A 15856-nucleotide genomic window follows, 5' to 3' on the forward strand; every position below is an offset into this window, starting at 1 on the left:
TTCTTGTTCACGGCCGAGACTTCGCTCCGGCTTTCTCTGTGTCAGGCCACGTCGCCCAGCTCACCGTTTTCGATCTGCTCGCGTTCGATGGATTCGAACAGGGCTTTGAAGTTCCCTTCGCCAAACCCGTCATCGCCCTTGCGCTGGATGAACTCGAAGAAGATCGGGCCAATCACGGTTTTCGAAAAAATCTGCAGCAGGATGCGCGTTTCACCACCGCCAAGAACCCCTTCGCCGTCGATCAGAATGCCATGTTTCATCATCTTGTCCTTCGGCTCTTCGTGATCTTTCACGCGGTCATAGGACATATCGTAATAGGTCTCGTTCGGGCCGGGCATGAATTTCAAGCCACGTCCTGCGATCTCATCTACAGACGCATAGATATCTTCCGTACCCACCGCGATATGCTGAATGCCTTCGCCTTTGTATTTTTCAAGATACGCAACGATTTGGCCTTTTTCGCCACGGTCTTCATTGATCGGGATGCGGATCTTGCCACAGGGCGAGGTCAGCGCACGGCTGTAAAGCCCGCTATGTTTGCCCTGAATGTCGAAAAACCGGATTTCGCGGAAATTGAACAAATCGCCGTAGAACTTGAACCACACATCCATGTTCCCCTTGAACACGTTATGGGTCAGGTGATCGAGGTAGTAGAACCCCACGCCCTTGGGATGAGCGTTCGAAATCCAGTCGAACTCATCATTATAGGCGCTGGTGTCGAAATACTGGTCGATGAAATAGATCAGCGAGTCACCGATGCCGTAAATCGCCGGCACGTCCATCGCTTTGCCGTCACCCTCATAGGGTTTGGCGCCCATCTTCACCGCATGATCAAACGCGTGCTGCGCATTGACCACCCGCCAGCCCATCGACGGCGCGCAGGGACCATGTTCGGCGATGAATTTCGCCGCATGACTGCCCGGTTCGATATTGATCAGATAGCTGACATCACCCTGCTGCCACAGTTCGATCTTGCGGGTCTTGTGGTTGGCCGTGTGCTCAAAACCCATCTTGGTGAACAGATCGCGCAATTCCTGCGGGTCTGGATGGGCGAACTCGACAAACTCGAACCCGTCGGTTCCAGCGGGGTTCTTGTCGTTGATTTCTGCGCGCGGGGCGTCGTGTGGAAACGGTCCCATAGGCTCACTCCTGTTCGTTAACACGTTATAGAGTGAATATCCTGCATATGGCTTGATATTTTCGCGCATTCTTTGCACAGTTTACTTATAGTTTTGCGCGTTATGCGCACATACTGAAGAAAAGCGCAGGATTCACGCATATGGATGAAACAGACCGAAAACTGCTGAAAGCACTGCAGCGCAACGCCCAGATGACGGCGCAGGATTTGGGCGAGCATTTGAACCTGTCGCCCAGCCAGGCCGGGCGCAGACGTGCGCGGCTGGAAGAACAAGGCTATATCCGTGCCTATTCGGCGCGGCTTGATCCGGCACGGCTGGGTTTGCAGGTGCAAGCCTTCGTGCAGGTGCAGATGGAAAGCCAGTCGCCGGAAGCGGCGCGCGCCTTTCTGCGGCTGGTCAATCTGCGCAGCGAGGTCACATCCGTTTGGACCCTGACCGGCAACTCCGACTATCTCATGCGGGTTTATTGCAGCGACCTTGCGGCCCTGAACGTGTTGATCCACGAAGTTCTGTTGCCACACCCATCTGTCGCGCGGGTGCAAAGCCAGATCGTGCTGGACCACGTCAAGCAGGACACACCCCTGCCGACCGATCACGGGTAAGGATCAGCCGTCTGCCACACCCGCCTCGGCAAAGGTTGCCATACCGGAATGGCACGCCACGGCGCCTTGCAGGATGCCGATGGCCAATGCTGCCCCCGACCCTTCGCCCAGACGCATTCCCAGCGACAGAAGCGGCTCTTTCCCCAGCGCGGACAGAACGCGCCCATGTGCGGCCTCGGCAGACGCGTGACCTGCGACGGTGTGATCAAGGGCCGTATCTGACATGTGATGCAGACAGGCCGCAGCCGCAGAGCAGATGAAACCGTCGATGATCACCGGGATATGATCCACCCGCGCCCGCGCGATGGCGCCGGCCATTGCGGCCACCTCACGTCCACCAAGACAGCGCAGCGCCTCGGCCCCGTCGCCCTTGGCTGCGGGATTTTGCGCCAGACCGTCAGCCACCACACGCGCCTTCAGTGCGACGCCCGTATCGTCCACGCCAGTGCCACGCCCGACCCAATCCGCAGCCTCGCCTCCAAACAGCGCATGTGCGATTGCAGCCGCCGAAGTCGTATTTCCAATCCCCATCTCGCCCGTGACCAGAAGGTCAGTGTCTGCATCTACTGCGGTCCAACCCGCCAGCAATGCTTCGACCAATTCCTCCTCGCTCATTGCTGGTCCTTGGGTGAAATCCGCCGTGGGCCGATCCAGAGACAGCGCGTGCACATCCATCTTCGCCCCGAACGTCTTGGACAATTGGTTGATCGCCGCACCGCCATGCTGGAAGTTCAGCACCATCTGTTCGGTCACCTCGGCCGGAAAGGCAGATACACCCTGCGCCGTAACGCCATGATTGCCCGCGAAAACAATGACCTGAGGGGCCTTGATCTCGGGGCGCCCGGAGCCGCGCCAACTGCCATACCAGATGGCCAGTTCTTCCAGCCGCCCCAGCGCACCGGGGGGTTTGGTCAGTTGGCCGTTGCGCTCCTCGGCCGCCGCGCGGGCTGCGGTATCGGGGCCTGACGCCTCTGCAAGCAGGGCTTTGAACGCGGCAAGGGTGGCGAAGGGCGTGCTGGTCATGGCGTGGTTCCCGATTGATTCCCGATGCCTCTCTCTTTACCCATGACGTCGGACCACAACCAGACCGCAAAAGACCTAATATGACCAAAGACGACAGCCGCCCACTTGACGACGATCCTTTGGCAACGCAGGCGGACATCCCGGCGGCGGTCGGGCTTCTGACGCGGTTGCCGATCAGGGTGGACACGGACGCCGCCGTGAAGCGCGGCGCGCGGTCGGCCTGGGCATGGCCCCTTGTCGGCGTAATTCCGGCTGGACTGGGCGCGCTGGTCGGGTTTGCCGCCCTTGGCCTTGGCCTGCCCGCCTTATGGGCTGCGGTGGCCGTGCTGGTCGCGCAGGTGATGATCACCGGCGCGATGCATGAAGACGGGCTGGCCGATACCGCAGACGGGCTTTGGGGTGGCATCACCCAGACACGTCGATTGGAGATCATGAAGGACAGCCGCATCGGTGCCTATGGCGTGATTGCGCTGGCTTTGTCGCTTGGGCTGCGCGCCTCGGCCCTGGCGGTGATCCTGCCATCTGAGGGCGCGTTCTGGGCGCTGCTTGTGGTCGGGATCGTCAGTCGGATGCCCATGGTGGCGTTGATGTTTGCCTTGCCAAATGCCCGCGACACCGGCCTGTCACAATCCGTCGGACGGGTGCCGCAGAACACGTTGACGCTTGCCATGGGATGCACCTTGTTGGCGGCCTTGATCCTGACCCCCTACGCCCTTGTCGCCCTGTTCATCTGGGTCGGGCTGAGCATGGTGATCCTTGCCATCATTGCCCGGCAGAAAATCGGCGGCCAGACCGGGGACATTCTTGGGGCCAGTCAGCAGGTTGCTGAAATCTCGGCATTGGCGGTGTTCGCAACCTTACTGACATAATCGCAAACGAAAACCACCGCCTGACAGATACAGGCGGCGGTCAACATTCCTAACGGATCGCTTACGCAGCAGCGCGGGATTGCAACACGTCGCCAATCTTTTTCTGCGCGGCCAGTTCATCGCCACCGTCAACAGCCGAAACCTCGCGGGTCAAGCGTTCCAACGCGGCTTCATAGAGCTGACGTTCGGAATAGCTTTGTTCACGCTGATCATCGGTCCGGTGGAGGTCGCGCACGACCTCGGCGATTGCAATCAGATCGCCAGAGTTGATCTTTTGCTCGTATTCCTGCGCGCGGCGTGACCACATGGCGCGTTTGACGCGCGCCTTGCCTTTCAGGGTTTTCATGGCATCGGACACTTCGTCCGGGCTGGCAAGATTGCGCATCCCGACTTCGGTGGCCTTGTGGGTCGGAACCCGCAGGGTCATCTTGTCTTTTTCGAACGAAATGACAAACAGCTCCAGCGAGATCCCAGCGACTTCCTGCTCTTCAATCGAGATGATCTGGCCGACCCCGTGGGCCGGATAGACGACATACTCGTTCGGGCGGAAATCCAACTTTTTCTTACTCATACGACGCATCCTTTGCGTAATTGACGTTGTTTTCTGCTGGGCGGGCATTTCTGGACCGAGCGACAAAAAAACCGCAGGGCACCAAGATACCCGTCGGTTAGTGATCATTTTCGGTACGTATCACCAGTGTTTGATGTTGCTTGCCCCAACAAAATCTTGGTCATCATACCACAAAATTCGGCAAGACGAAAGCGCCGCAGTGCGGCGGGGCTGATTTTTGCTTTTACCCTCGTGATTTAACAGACTGACCGGCGGTCAAATATCGAACAAACTGGCGCGATTTCGCAGCAGTGACGAATCACTGTTCAGCAGGCGCTTCCGAGAAGTATTTCTGCAGCTTGCCGTCCTCACCGTCCCGCTCTTCCGCGTCCGGCAATGGATCTTTGCGCTCGATGATCACGGGCCAAAGCTCGGAGTATTTGCGATTGAACTCGACCCAGCTTTCAGTGCCCGGCTCGGTGTCGGCACGGATTGCATCAGCGGGGCACTCCGGTTCGCACACGCCACAATCGATGCATTCATCGGGGTGAATCACCAGCATGTTCTCGCCCTCATAGAAGCAATCCACGGGGCAGACTTCCACACAATCCGTGTATTTGCAGGCGATACAATTGTCTAAGACGACATAGGTCATGATGACACCTCACTTTGGCATACAGCACCCAATATGGCAGGCGACGCGATCATTCAAGGTATCGCTTGCGCGAAAGGTCCAAGCTGCGACGATCTTTCTTTGTCGGACGCCCTTTGCGGTCAGACTGGGTTCCGGGCCGGGCTGGATCCGGGACGGTGTTCTTGCGCATATCCGGCGGGTCGAGGTCATCATAGAGACTTTGTGCCTCGGGCGCCGGACCACGCCGCGTTGACAGGGCAAGGATTCGGATCACCCGCACCTGACGTCCTTGCGGAAAGGTCAGAACGTCCCCCGCCCCCACACCGAAGGACGGCTTCGAAACCTTGTCGCTGTTGACCCGCAAATGCCCGGCTGCAATCAGTTTCGTGGCCAATCCGCGCGTCTTGAAGAACCGCGCGTGCCACAGCCATTTGTCGGCCCGCATTCTGGGACCATGCCCACCCGGAGCGGGGGCAGACGCACCGCCCCCGGACCCGGTGGACTGTTCCTTATCCGGCAATCAGTTCTTTTCCTTCAACGCCAGCAGGGCGGCGAAGGGATTATCCGGGTCGATGGCTTTTTCTTTCCGCGGACCGGACTGATAGCTTTTGGGCTTGTTGTCACGTGGCCCTTTGCGCGGACCGCCGCGCCCAGGCTTACCACCTTGTTTTCCGCCCGGTTTGCCCGATTGTTTGCCCCTCGGCCGGTCACCCTGTGCACGGTCGCCGCGTGGCTTGCCACCACGAGCGCGGCCAAATCCACCCCATGTGAACGTATAATACACTTCGGTTTCCGGGGCTTCCGCGTCATCCGCAGAGGTTTCTGCCGACGCCTCTGCGGGCGGCTCAGACGGTGTTCCTCCGGGTTGCTCAACCGGCACTTCGACCGGTGGCTCGGCCGGAACCTCGGTCGGGTTTTCGGCGGGAGTTTCCGCAGGCGCCTGCCCCGGCACTTCGTCGGGCGTTCCACCATCGGCCTTCACCTCAGCTTCGGCCACCGGTGCTTTTACCTTCACCCGTTCGCCCTTGTCGGCCTTATAGCCAAGCCCCTGCATCAGGTCGGCGAACTGTTCCAGCGTCATGCCGGTGATCGACAGCATGTCGGCCTTGGCTTCGAACCCGCCACGGCTGTCTTCAGCACGCAGCTGGTCGGCCAGACGCTCCAGCATATCGATCCGGATCGCGCGTGCACCTGCGGGGCGATACCCCGCCAACATATAGGCCGAGTGATCCGCGCCATCGACCACGGGAATGGTCACAAGACCGGGCGGGGGCGATTCAGGAAACTCGGACAAGTCTTTGAACAAGCTATCCAAGACCAGACGCAAACGAGTGGGCGCAGGTTTCAGAAGCAGCGGCATGAAAATGGTGAACTGACCGAAACGAACGCCGTGCTTGCGCAGGGCAGATCGGGCATCCTGATCCAGATCCTTGACGTCCTGTGCCACCTTATCGCGTGGGATGATACCAAGCGCCTCGATCATGCGAAAACCAAAGCCACGGGCCAGGCCTGTCAGCGACTCGTCCTTTTCAATGCTGGTCAGCGGTTCAAACAGCGCCTGCACTTTACGGTCGATGAAATGCTGCAAACGGCGCGCGACCTTCTCGGCGACATCGGTGCCGGCCTCTTCATCAACAAAGGCCTGAACACGCGGTTTCAGAAGCTCGTCACCCTTGACCAGCTTGCCGACGGCGAGTTCGCCCCACATCAGCCCACCCTGTTCGGTGAAATCCAGTTCGGTGTCAGGGGCGTTATAGAACCGGTCCGCACGCAAGTGAAACTCGGGCGCAAGCGCCTTCAGGCTGGCCGCCCGCAGGGTTTTCGCCTCTTCCGGGCTTTGGGCACTGTCCTGATTGAACTGAAATCCGTTCAACCGGCCAACGAATTGCCCTTCAACCGTCACTTCACCTTTGTCATTCACGTCAGCCACGAGGCTCTCCTTCTGTTTCAACCGCCGCAGCAACACGGACGTGCGGCGATCTACAAATCTTTTGGTCAGGGCGCTGTGTAACGCATCCGACAGGCGATCTTCTACAGCACGAGTCTCGCCGCGCCAATGGGCAACATCATCCAACCAGTCGCGGCGCTGTGCCACATATGTCCAAGTGCGAATATAGGCCAACCGCTTGGAAAGGGTATCAATCTCGCCGTCGGGGCGGTCGATCCGCTTGACCTGTCGGGCAAACCAGTCTTCCCGCACCCGCCCATATTCGTGGATGTCACGAAACAGTCCGGTGATCAGGGCGGCGTGCTCTGCATGGCTGATCCCGCGAAAATCCGGCAACCGGCAGATGTCCCACAACAACCCGACGGACCGCCCGTCGCTGGCGCGCGCCACGACCTCGGCATCTTCGGACAACATCTTCAGGGCGACAAGGTCGTCGGCATCGCGGGCGCGGGTCAGGCGGTCTTTTGTCGTCGGCATCTCCAATGAGCGGATAAGCGCCGGGACGCTGCCAAAGGCCAGATCGGCGTTGCGCCAGCACAGTTTGCGCACCGGCGTGAAGGAATGCGACGTGATCGCCTCGGCCACCTCGTCGGGCAGCGGAGCAGCCTCGCCCGTCACCCCGAATGAGCCGTGTTTCATATAGCGCCCTGCCCGCCCGGCAATCTGGGCCAGTTCATTCGGGGCAAGCTGGCGCATCCTGTGCCCGTCGAATTTCGACAGGGCCGAGAACGCCACATGGTCGATATCAAGGTTCAGCCCCATGCCGATGGCATCGGTGGCGATCAGGTAATCGACCTCACCGCTCTGGTACATTTCGACCTGCGCATTGCGGGTGCGGGGCGACAGCGCGCCCATGACCACGGCCACCCCGCCCTTCTGGCGGCGCATCAGTTCGGCGATGGCATAGAGGTTATCAACCGAGAAGCCGACAATCGCCGACCGTCCCGGCATCCGGCTAAGCTTTTTCGATCCGGCATGGACCAGTTCAGAGAACCGCTCACGATACAGAAACTGAACCTCGGGCACCAAACCCGCGATGGCGCTGCGCATTGTGTCGGACCCCATGAACAGGGTTTCCTGCGTGCCGCGCATGTGCAGAAGCCGGTCGGTAAACACGTGGCCGCGTTCCGGGTCCGCGCAAAGCTGTATTTCGTCGATGGCAACGAAATCGGCGCCCGTTCCCAGCGGCATCGCCTCGACCGTGGCCACCCAGTATTGCGCGCGCTCCGGCACGATCCGTTCTTCGCCCGTGACCAGCGCCACCACATTGGGTCCACGCAGCGCGACCAGCTTGTCATAAACCTCGCGCGCCAAAAGGCGCAGAGGCAGGCCGATGATGCCAGTGCGATAACCCAGCATCCGATCCAGAGCATAGTGAGTTTTGCCGGTGTTGGTCGGGCCAAGCACGGCAGTGATCCGCGCGCCACCCCGCGCGCTGTCCGAGACCATGTTCTGCCCTTCCGTCCGTATCGGTGGGCGCAGCGCGCCCGTTCCGTTCAGATATCCCGCCCGGCCCCCATTTCAAGCCGTTTCACCGCTTCTTTTATGCGGGGATTTTGGGGATGTATAGCAAGGGAATGGCGATAGGCTTCCAACGCGCCCCGATCGTCGCCCAGTTCCTCAAGAATGATCCCCAAACCCGACAGGGCGCCGAAATGGCGCGGCTCAAGCACAAGCACACGCGCAATATCATCCAGCGACAACCCCAACCGTCCGGACAGATAGAACGCCGTGGCGCGGGCGTTCCAACCTTCGGCGAAATCCGGGGCGTGATCGGTCAGCGCGCTCAGGTGTTCGATTGCAACATCGAAATCGCCGTCATCCATCGCCTTGCGGCCACGCTCCAGCAGCAGGTCGAATGCATCTGATCCGGACTGCGACCAAAGCTCCCAGATCTCATCCTCAAGCGCCTTCCAATTGCTGTCATCGGCATCCGCAAGCAATGCGAAAAGACGCTCTAGCGGATCAGTTTCGGGCTGGGTGGTGCCAGGCGCGCTTAGCGACGGTTCAGGGGATTGGGCTGCTCCGGACATCGGAAGACCAGCGAACAGCGCAAGAATCGACGCAACAATGAGACGTGAGCGAACCATACCGAAACTCTAGCAGAACCGCGCTTGTTCGACAGACACATTCCCGTGCAACCGGCCAATTTTCGCGCCAGGGGCAACATTCCCGAGCGTCACTTCACCGAAAAGCGATTTACGCCAGCGTCAACACTGCGTTAGCATCCCTGCGATGCTGACGCCCAAACGGGCAGAAAACGGAGGATACCACGTGAGTGACGTGATCAATGCGGCAGTGGCCGCCCTGAATGAAAAAATGGATGGCGGCTTTGACGGCGGCACGGCGAAATTCGTACTGAACGGCGCCGGGTCGATCATCGTCGACGGCAATGGCGCGCGGGCGGGCGACGAAGACGCCGATGTCACCCTGACCGCCGACACCGACGTGTTTCAGGAGATGCTGTCGGGCGAGATGAACCCGACAACGGCCTTTATGACCGGCAAACTGTCGGTGGACGGCGATATGGGTATGGCGATGCAGCTGGGCGCGGCTCTGGGCTGATCCCACACCAAGGACAAGACATGTCAGACGCACCGCTGTTCAACGATGTTGCCAAAGGTCCGCCCGGAGGCCGCGCCTTTTGGCGCGAAGCGTCGGACGATGTGCGCGTGCGTCTGGCACATTGGCCACGGAAGGACGGATCGCCCACACGCGGGACGGTTCTGTTGTTCCCCGGCCGCACGGAATACATCGAGAAATATGGGCTGACCGCCGCCGAACTGGCGGAACGCGGTTTCGACACTTTGACCATCGACTGGCGTGGTCAAGGGCTGGCCGACCGGCCCGATGACGAACGCGCGCTGGGTCACGTGGGCCATTTCGACGAATACCAGCTTGATCTTGCACAGATGATGGCGCTGGCAGAAGAGCTTGATCTGCCGCGCCCTTTCACCATGTTGGCCCATTCCATGGGCGGCTGCATCGGGCTGCGCGCATTGCACAACGGTCTGGATGTGACCGGTGCCTGTTTCAGCGCACCGATGTGGGGCATCATCATGTCCAAACCCGTTCGCCCGCTGGCCTGGGGCCTTTCCTGGGCTTTACACCGAAGCCCGTGGAAGCTGGCCCTGTCCCCCGGCACCGTACGCCAGACCTATGTGCTGGCCGAGGCGTTCGAAGGCAACATGCTGACCACCGATCGTCAGATGTGGGACATGATGCGCCACCAGGCCAATACCCATCCCGAGTTGACGCTGGGTGGCCCGACCGCTGGCTGGTTGTTTGCCGCGCTGTCGGAAATGCGCGCCCTTGCCCGCATGCCGGCTCCGAACGTGCTTGCGGTGACATGGTTGGGCACGAACGAACGCATTGTCGAACCCGCTCCGATACAGGCGCTGATGGCGCGCTGGCCAAACGGGCGGCTTGAAATCCTGCAGGGGCTTGAGCACGAGGTGATCATGGAAGCCCCGGATGTGCGTGGAAAGGTTTACGACGCGATCGAAGACCTGGCCAAAGGGCGAAGCACCAGCACGGCAGCTTGACCTCGCCCCTCCTCGCATTCGTCGGTGATCCGCGGCGGTCTAGGTCACCGTCCGGCTTTTCTTCATCGCGTGCAGATGTGCCACCAAAGCGCGGGTTGATCCGTCAAGTTCGGCCCCATCCGCAGCACCGGACACCACCGGCTCCAACGCGACGGCAAGCTCCTTCCCAAGCTCAACGCCCCATTGGTCAAACGAGTTGAGGCCAAGGATCACCCCCTCGACAAACACACGGTGTTCGTAAAGCGCGATGATCTGGCCCAACACCTCGGGCGTCAGCTTGGGATACAAGAGCGTGGTCGATGGCCGATTGCCCGGAAACACCCGGTGGCGGGCTTGCCTTTCCAACTCGTCGCCCTCGAAATCCTGCGCCTTCATCATTTCGCGCGCGACCTCAAGCGACCGGCCCTGCATCAAGGCCTGAGACTGCGCCAGACAATTGGCCATCAACAGCCGGTGCTGGTGGTCCAGTTCCGGCTCGTGCCCGGACGCCCCAACCATGAATTCACACGGGATGATGTCAGTGCCCTGATGGATCAGCTGATAGAAGGCATGCTGCCCGTTGGTGCCGGGTTCACCCCAAACCACGGGGCCGGACACCTCGTCCAGCGGACTGCCGTCCAGCGCGACACGCTTGCCGTTGCTTTCCATCTCCAACTGCTGAAGATAGGCAGGCAACCGCGCCAGCCGTTGCTCGTAAGGCAGAACCGCACGGGTGGGATAACCGCAGACCTGCCGGTGCCAGATCCCCACCAGGGCCAGCATCAGGGGCATGTTGTCGCGACCCTGTGCCTGGCAGAAATGCTCGTCCATCAAGCGGGCACCTTCAAGCATCTGGTCAAACCGGTCCGGGCCGATGGCGATCATCAGCGACAGACCAATCGGCCCCCACATCGAATAACGGCCGCCCACCCAGTCTTCGAACCCGAAGACACGTTCATCCGCGATGCCCCATTCGGCGGTCTTGTTCAAATTTGACGACAACGCCGCAAAATGCAGGCCCACAGCCGCCTGGCCGACCTCGCGCGCCAGCCAGTTGCGGGCCGTGGCGGCGTTGGTCATTGTTTCTATCGTGGTAAACGTCTTGGATGCCACGATCACCAGAGTTTCAGCCGGGTTCAAACCGTCAAGCACATCCGCGATCTGCGCCCCGTCGACGTTCGAGACAAAATGCACACGCGGCCCATCGTGATAGGGCGACAAGGCCAGCGTGGCCATCGCGGGGCCGAGATCCGACCCGCCGATCCCGATATTCACCACATCGCGAAACCGCCCGCCCCCCGGCGCACGGATCTGGCCCGACCGCAGGCGCGAGGCAAAGTCCCTCATCCGCGCCAATGTCTCGTGCACTTCGGGGATGACATCGGTGCCGTCCACCTCGATCCGGGTATCGCCGCCTGCGCGCAGCGCCACGTGCAAGACCGCGCGATCCTCGGTCAGGTTGATCTTCTCACCCGAAAACATGGCCGACCGCCGCGTGGCCACCTGCGCTTCGTCGGCCAGCGCCAGAAGCAGGTTCACACCGTCATCATCAAGGGCGGTCTTGGACCAGTCAAACACCAGCCCCAACGCCTGTGTCGAGAAGGATTGAGCCCGCGTGGCATCGGCAAACAGGTCAGAGATACCACGCTCGTCATTGGCTGCACGATAGGCTTTCAACTCGTTGAAACTCATGATCTTCCCCCAAAAAAATCTGGCCGGTGTCAGGCGGCCCAGTGAACCGTCATATCTGTCAAAACCGCCTTGATGGGGGCATCGAACGCGTCATCCGCGTCGATGGCAGCGGCCAGCGCATTGCGCTTGCCGTCGCCCATGATCAGCAAATGTTTCGACATGGCACCATTCAAAACCGGCGCGGTCAATGTCATGCGCGGCTCCTCCGCCCCCGGCGCGCGCATCGGGAGCAACGCGGGAGCCTTGGCCGACAGCGCGTCAGACAGACGATCAGCCCCCGGAAACAGGCTGGCCGTGTGCATATCCTCGCCCATGCCCAAGAGCACCACGGAAAGCGGCATTGCATCCTGAACGCCCTTGGTCAGGGTCGTCAGGCAGTCTTCAGGTGCGGCCGAGCCACCGAAGAGCGGAATAAGACGGGCTTCGGCTGCCTTGTCCACAAGCAAGCGGGATTTTAACAGCGCGGTGTTTGATCGTGGGTGATCTTCAGGCACCCAACGCTCGTCGGTCAGCATCACATCCACCCGCGCCCAGTCCAGATCGACGCCTGATAGCGCATCAAAGACGGGTCCGGGTGTTGTCCCACCGGGCACGGCCAGTGCAGCGCGATCCTGATGGTCCAACGCCCGCGACAATTCGGACGCGATCTTGTCGGCCAGATCCAGCATCATCATGTCGCGATCGGCGTATTCGACCAGTTTCATTCGCGGATCTCCCTCCAGCGGCGACCATCCTTGTGCAGCAGCATAAGCGCCTCTTCCGGTCCCGTCGAGAACGGGTCGTAACGCTTGGGCTTGTCGCCCCGATCTTCCCACCCGGCAATGATCGGGTCGGTCCAGGCCCAGGCGGCCTCGACCTCGTCCCCACGCATGAACAGAGTCTGGTTGCCCCGGATCACGTCCATGATCAGCCGCTCATAAGCGTCGGGCGCATCGGCGGCTTCTTCGCCCAATGCCTCGGCAAAGGTCATGTCCAGCGGCACGTCGATCAGGCGCATGCCCCCCGGCCCCGGTTCCTTGATCGTGACCTTCAGGTCCATGCCTTCATTCGGTTGCAGGCGGATCGACAGCTCGTTGGCGGACTGGCCGGTATCTTCTTCGAAGATCGAATGCGGCGGTTCCTTGAAGCGCACGACGATCTCGGACATCCGCCCGCGCATCCGCTTACCGGTGCGCAGATAGAACGGCGTGCCGTTCCACCGCCAGTTCGAGATATGCAGCTTCATCGCCACGAAACTTTCCGTGGTGCTGGCATCGGTTTCCGCATCTTCAAGATAGGAGGCCACATCGTCATTGCCGCGATACTGCCCGCGCACGATGTCATCGGTGGCGACCGGATCAAGCGCGCGAATGATCTTCAGCTTTTCATCCCGCACCGCGTTCGGCTCGAATTTCGATGGCGGCTCCATCGCGGTCAGACACAGAAGCTGCATCAGGTGGTTCTGCACCATGTCGCGCATCGCGCCAGATTTGTCATAATAGCTGCCACGCCCTTCGACACCCACCGTTTCGGCCACGGTGATCTGGATGTGATCCACGTATTGCGCATTCCACAGCGGTTCAAACAGCATGTTGCCGAACCGCAGGGCCATGAGGTTCTGGACCGTTTCCTTGCCCAGGTAATGGTCGATCCGGTAAATCTGATGTTCGTCGAAATGCTGCGCCAAAGTGTTGTTCAGCGCCCGTGCCGTTGCTTCGTCGTGGCCAAAGGGTTTTTCGACCACGATGCGCGCCTCGGGCCCGGCGATCCCGTGGATGTGCAGCCGTTCGGCGATGGCGCCAAACAGGCTTGGCCCAACCGAGAAATAGAACGCCTGCACCGCGTCATGCCGCACAGCAGCCTTCAGATCGGACCACCCCTGTTCACCCATCGCGTCAAGCTGAACGAAATCCAGCCGTTCCAGAAACGCCTTCAGCACCTTGGGGTCGCATTTTTTCTTGGACACGAACTCGCGCACAGCGCTTTCGACGAACACGCGATAGCCGTCCGTGTCCATATCCCCGCGCGCGGCCCCGATAATCCGGGCGTCATCCGGCATCTGGCCGTCCAGATGGCGCCGGTACAGACCGGGCAGGATCTTCCGGCGGGCAAGGTCGCCGGTGCCCCCGAAAATCACAAGATCAAAGGGGTCGACGGGAATGACGCGCGAGACCATGGGTTTCTCCAACTTCTGTTAGCGCTAACGGGTTCTGTGACGGCTTCTACCCGCCTCGCGCCGCAAAGTCTAGCATTCATCGCCCCCATCTCAAGCAAAAGTGGGGCGATCAAGCGTTAGGCGGTCATCACGCACAGAAGTTCAAACATGATTGACGCGCCCAGATAGGCGGTCGCACCCGAGGCGTCGAAAGGTGGCGATACCTCGACCAGATCGGCACCAGCGATCTTGACGCCTTTCAACTCGCGCACCACGTCGATGGCCTGAAACGAGTTTGGGCCGCCGACCTCGGGTGTGCCAGTTCCGGGCGCAAAGGCGGGGTCAACAAAGTCGATGTCATAGCTGACATAGGTGTCGCCCTGCCCCGCGATGTCGCGCGCCTCCGCCATCACATCGGCCACCCCACGCTTGTGAAACTCCTCGATCGGGATCACCCGGATGCCGACGCTTTCGGCAAAATCCCGGTCTTCATTGTCATAGGCCGTGCCGCGGATCCCGATCATGACCACGCGCAGCGGGTCCAGAAGCCCCTCCTCCACCGCGCGGCGGAAGGGCGTCCCATGGGTGAACATCGTACCATCGAAATAGGAATGATACAGATCCGTGTGGCTGTCGAAATGGATCATACCCAAAGGCGCTTCCTTGGCCAGCGCCCGAAGAATCGGCAAAGTGCACAGATGGTCGCCCCCGGCGGTCAGCGGGCGGACACCCGCCGCCTTCACCCGGCCATAGAAGTTTTCCATCCGTTGCAAGCTGTCCATCAAATCGGCGGGGTTTGGAGCCACATCACCAAGATCGGCGCAATTCGCGGCCTCGAACGGGCGCACGCCGGTCGCACCGTTTTGCGCGCGGATCATGGTGGACATGTCCCGCAACTGGCGTGGGCCATGACGCGGGCCGGGGCGGTTTGTTGTGCCCCCGTCCCAGGGCGCGCCGATCAACCCGATCTGCACCTCGGAAAATCTGGGATGGTCGAAATCGACATATGGCAGGCGCATGAAGGTCGGCACGCCCGCGAACCTCGGCAAATCGAATCCGGAAATAGGCGTGAAGAACGGATCAGACATGGCGAAGCCTCCCTTTTATAGGATCGCAGGCTAACGCCTTGTGCGAAATCCGTCACGCATCGAGTTCGGCATCCCAATACAGGAAGTCCATCCAGCTTTCATGCAGATGGCCCGGCGGGAATTTGCGCCCGATATTGCGCAGCTCCTCCGCTGCGGGTTGGCGCGGAGGTTTGCGCAAATTCAGCCCGGAAAGCCGCAACGGTTTGGACCCTTTGCGCAGATTGCACTTCTGACAGGCCGCAACGACATTTTCCCAGCTGGTGACCCCACCCGCAGCGCGCGGCACAACGTGATCGAAGGTCAGATCGCCCTTGGCCCCGCAATACTGGCAACAAAACTCGTCCCTCAAAAAAAGATTAAAGCGCGTGAAGGCCACGCGCTTTTGAGGTTTGACATAGTCTTTCAGGACAACAACGGAGGGTATTCGTATCTCAAGCGACGGGCTTCGGACCACCTCGTCATATTCGGCCAATATATCGACCCGGTCCAGCACAGCGGCTTTCACCGCCTCCTGCCACGGCCACAGGGATAGGGGATAATAGGACAAGGGCCTGTAATCGGCATTGAGCACAAGGGCCGCATTGGTCTTGACCCCGCCGCCCTCGCGCACAAACTCTGTTCTGAAATCGCCATCCATCACGCGTCAATCCTCG

16 protein-coding genes are annotated in these 15856 nt (G+C 60.5%); 4 read left to right on the top strand and 12 right to left on the bottom strand.

From position 1 onward, the window contains the following. Positions 1 to 41: 41 nt before the first annotated feature. Positions 42 to 1139: a 4-hydroxyphenylpyruvate dioxygenase gene (gene hppD / locus J3R80_RS01485; RefSeq protein WP_275391982.1), complete on the bottom strand. Its 1098-nt coding sequence runs from the start codon at positions 1137 to 1139 to the stop codon at positions 42 to 44. Positions 1140 to 1279: 140 nt separating this feature from the next. Between hppD and J3R80_RS01490 the strand changes: the two genes are divergently transcribed. Next, positions 1280 to 1741: an Lrp/AsnC family transcriptional regulator gene (locus J3R80_RS01490; protein WP_275391983.1), complete on the top strand. Its 462-nt coding sequence runs from the start codon at positions 1280 to 1282 to the stop codon at positions 1739 to 1741. Between the two features lie 3 nt (positions 1742 to 1744). Here the strand turns inward: J3R80_RS01490 and cobT are convergent, their stop codons facing one another. Beyond that, positions 1745 to 2764 (bottom strand): nicotinate-nucleotide--dimethylbenzimidazole phosphoribosyltransferase, encoded by a 1020-nt coding sequence (gene cobT, locus J3R80_RS01495; RefSeq protein WP_275391984.1) that lies wholly within the window; start codon positions 2762 to 2764, stop codon positions 1745 to 1747. A gap of 80 nt (positions 2765 to 2844) precedes the next feature. Here cobT and cobS point away from each other — a divergent pair, with 80 nt between their 5' ends. Further along, the gene (gene cobS / locus J3R80_RS01500) at positions 2845 to 3633 is read left to right on the top strand and encodes an adenosylcobinamide-GDP ribazoletransferase (protein ID WP_275391985.1); all 789 of its coding nucleotides are present in this window, start codon (positions 2845 to 2847) and stop codon (positions 3631 to 3633) included. 61 nt (positions 3634 to 3694) lie between these two features. Here cobS and J3R80_RS01505 read toward each other — a convergent pair whose 3' ends face one another. The 5 genes from J3R80_RS01505 to J3R80_RS01525 all read right to left on the bottom strand — a co-directional run bounded on the left by J3R80_RS01505 (position 3695) and on the right by J3R80_RS01525 (position 8798). Next, the gene (locus J3R80_RS01505; RefSeq protein ID WP_275391986.1) at positions 3695 to 4204 is read right to left on the bottom strand and encodes a CarD family transcriptional regulator; all 510 of its coding nucleotides are present in this window, start codon (positions 4202 to 4204) and stop codon (positions 3695 to 3697) included. A gap of 298 nt (positions 4205 to 4502) precedes the next feature. Then, positions 4503 to 4838 carry a ferredoxin FdxA gene (gene fdxA, locus J3R80_RS01510; protein ID WP_275391987.1) on the bottom strand — a complete coding sequence of 112 codons (336 nt, stop codon included), beginning with the start codon at positions 4836 to 4838 and terminating at the stop codon, positions 4503 to 4505. A 49-nt stretch (positions 4839 to 4887) separates the two neighbouring features. After that, positions 4888 to 5262, bottom strand: a complete 375-nt coding sequence (locus J3R80_RS01515; protein WP_275392249.1) for an RNA-binding S4 domain-containing protein — start codon at positions 5260 to 5262, stop codon at positions 4888 to 4890. 75 nt (positions 5263 to 5337) lie between these two features. Further along, on the bottom strand, positions 5338 to 8214 hold the full coding sequence (locus J3R80_RS01520; RefSeq protein ID WP_275391988.1) for a helicase-related protein: 2877 nt from the start codon (positions 8212 to 8214) through the stop codon (positions 5338 to 5340). Positions 8215 to 8261: 47 nt separating this feature from the next. Continuing rightward, positions 8262 to 8798, bottom strand: a complete 537-nt coding sequence (locus J3R80_RS01525) for a tetratricopeptide repeat protein (RefSeq protein WP_275391989.1) — start codon at positions 8796 to 8798, stop codon at positions 8262 to 8264. A 241-nt stretch (positions 8799 to 9039) separates the two neighbouring features. Between J3R80_RS01525 and J3R80_RS01530 the strand changes: the two genes are divergently transcribed. Together J3R80_RS01530 and J3R80_RS01535 are read left to right on the top strand one after the other, a co-directional pair. Next, positions 9040 to 9330 (top strand): SCP2 sterol-binding domain-containing protein, encoded by a 291-nt coding sequence (locus tag J3R80_RS01530; RefSeq protein ID WP_275391990.1) that lies wholly within the window; start codon positions 9040 to 9042, stop codon positions 9328 to 9330. 20 nt (positions 9331 to 9350) lie between these two features. After that, positions 9351 to 10310 (top strand): alpha/beta hydrolase, encoded by a 960-nt coding sequence (locus J3R80_RS01535; RefSeq protein WP_275391991.1) that lies wholly within the window; start codon positions 9351 to 9353, stop codon positions 10308 to 10310. Between the two features lie 39 nt (positions 10311 to 10349). Here J3R80_RS01535 and pgi read toward each other — a convergent pair whose 3' ends face one another. The 5 genes from pgi to J3R80_RS01560 all read right to left on the bottom strand — a co-directional run bounded on the left by pgi (position 10350) and on the right by J3R80_RS01560 (position 15840). Then, entirely contained in the window at positions 10350 to 11981 is a 1632-nt protein-coding gene (gene pgi, locus J3R80_RS01540) for a glucose-6-phosphate isomerase (RefSeq protein WP_275391992.1), read from the bottom strand. A 29-nt stretch (positions 11982 to 12010) separates the two neighbouring features. Next, positions 12011 to 12685 (bottom strand): 6-phosphogluconolactonase, encoded by a 675-nt coding sequence (gene pgl / locus J3R80_RS01545; RefSeq protein WP_275391993.1) that lies wholly within the window; start codon positions 12683 to 12685, stop codon positions 12011 to 12013. Beyond that, positions 12682 to 14136 (bottom strand): glucose-6-phosphate dehydrogenase, encoded by a 1455-nt coding sequence (zwf, locus tag J3R80_RS01550; RefSeq protein WP_275391994.1) that lies wholly within the window; start codon positions 14134 to 14136, stop codon positions 12682 to 12684. Before zwf ends, pgl begins: the two co-directional genes overlap by 4 nt. A 116-nt stretch (positions 14137 to 14252) precedes the next feature. After that, entirely contained in the window at positions 14253 to 15203 is a 951-nt protein-coding gene (gene speB, locus J3R80_RS01555; protein WP_275391995.1) for an agmatinase, read from the bottom strand. Between the two features lie 52 nt (positions 15204 to 15255). After that, a complete protein-coding gene (locus J3R80_RS01560) occupies positions 15256 to 15840 on the bottom strand; it encodes an HNH endonuclease (RefSeq protein WP_275392250.1) in 585 nt (194 codons plus the stop codon). Positions 15841 to 15856 lie beyond the last annotated feature (16 nt).

The organism is Aliiroseovarius sp. Z3, assembly GCF_029105185.1.
GTDB lineage: Bacteria > Pseudomonadota > Alphaproteobacteria > Rhodobacterales > Rhodobacteraceae > Aliiroseovarius.

What these genes read in the sequence shown, in the direction of transcription:
- hppD (WP_275391982.1), bottom strand. Translation starts at nt 1,139, where the DNA reads ATGGGACCGTTTCCACACGACGCCCCGCGCGCAGAAATCAACGACAAG.
- J3R80_RS01490 (WP_275391983.1), top strand. Translation starts at nt 1,280, where the DNA reads ATGGATGAAACAGACCGAAAACTGCTGAAAGCACTGCAGCGCAACGCC.
- cobT (WP_275391984.1), bottom strand. Translation starts at nt 2,764, where the DNA reads ATGACCAGCACGCCCTTCGCCACCCTTGCCGCGTTCAAAGCCCTGCTT.
- cobS (WP_275391985.1), top strand. Translation starts at nt 2,845, where the DNA reads ATGACCAAAGACGACAGCCGCCCACTTGACGACGATCCTTTGGCAACG.
- J3R80_RS01505 (WP_275391986.1), bottom strand. Translation starts at nt 4,204, where the DNA reads ATGAGTAAGAAAAAGTTGGATTTCCGCCCGAACGAGTATGTCGTCTAT.
- fdxA (WP_275391987.1), bottom strand. Translation starts at nt 4,838, where the DNA reads ATGACCTATGTCGTCTTAGACAATTGTATCGCCTGCAAATACACGGAT.
- J3R80_RS01515 (WP_275392249.1), bottom strand. Translation starts at nt 5,262, where the DNA reads ATGCGGGCCGACAAATGGCTGTGGCACGCGCGGTTCTTCAAGACGCGC.
- J3R80_RS01520 (WP_275391988.1), bottom strand. Translation starts at nt 8,214, where the DNA reads ATGGTCTCGGACAGCGCGCGGGGTGGCGCGCGGATCACTGCCGTGCTT.
- J3R80_RS01525 (WP_275391989.1), bottom strand. Translation starts at nt 8,798, where the DNA reads ATGTCCGGAGCAGCCCAATCCCCTGAACCGTCGCTAAGCGCGCCTGGC.
- J3R80_RS01535 (WP_275391991.1), top strand. Translation starts at nt 9,351, where the DNA reads ATGTCAGACGCACCGCTGTTCAACGATGTTGCCAAAGGTCCGCCCGGA.
- pgi (WP_275391992.1), bottom strand. Translation starts at nt 11,981, where the DNA reads ATGAGTTTCAACGAGTTGAAAGCCTATCGTGCAGCCAATGACGAGCGT.
- pgl (WP_275391993.1), bottom strand. Translation starts at nt 12,685, where the DNA reads ATGAAACTGGTCGAATACGCCGATCGCGACATGATGATGCTGGATCTG.
- zwf (WP_275391994.1), bottom strand. Translation starts at nt 14,136, where the DNA reads ATGGTCTCGCGCGTCATTCCCGTCGACCCCTTTGATCTTGTGATTTTC.
- speB (WP_275391995.1), bottom strand. Translation starts at nt 15,203, where the DNA reads ATGTCTGATCCGTTCTTCACGCCTATTTCCGGATTCGATTTGCCGAGG.
- J3R80_RS01560 (WP_275392250.1), bottom strand. Translation starts at nt 15,840, where the DNA reads ATGGATGGCGATTTCAGAACAGAGTTTGTGCGCGAGGGCGGCGGGGTC.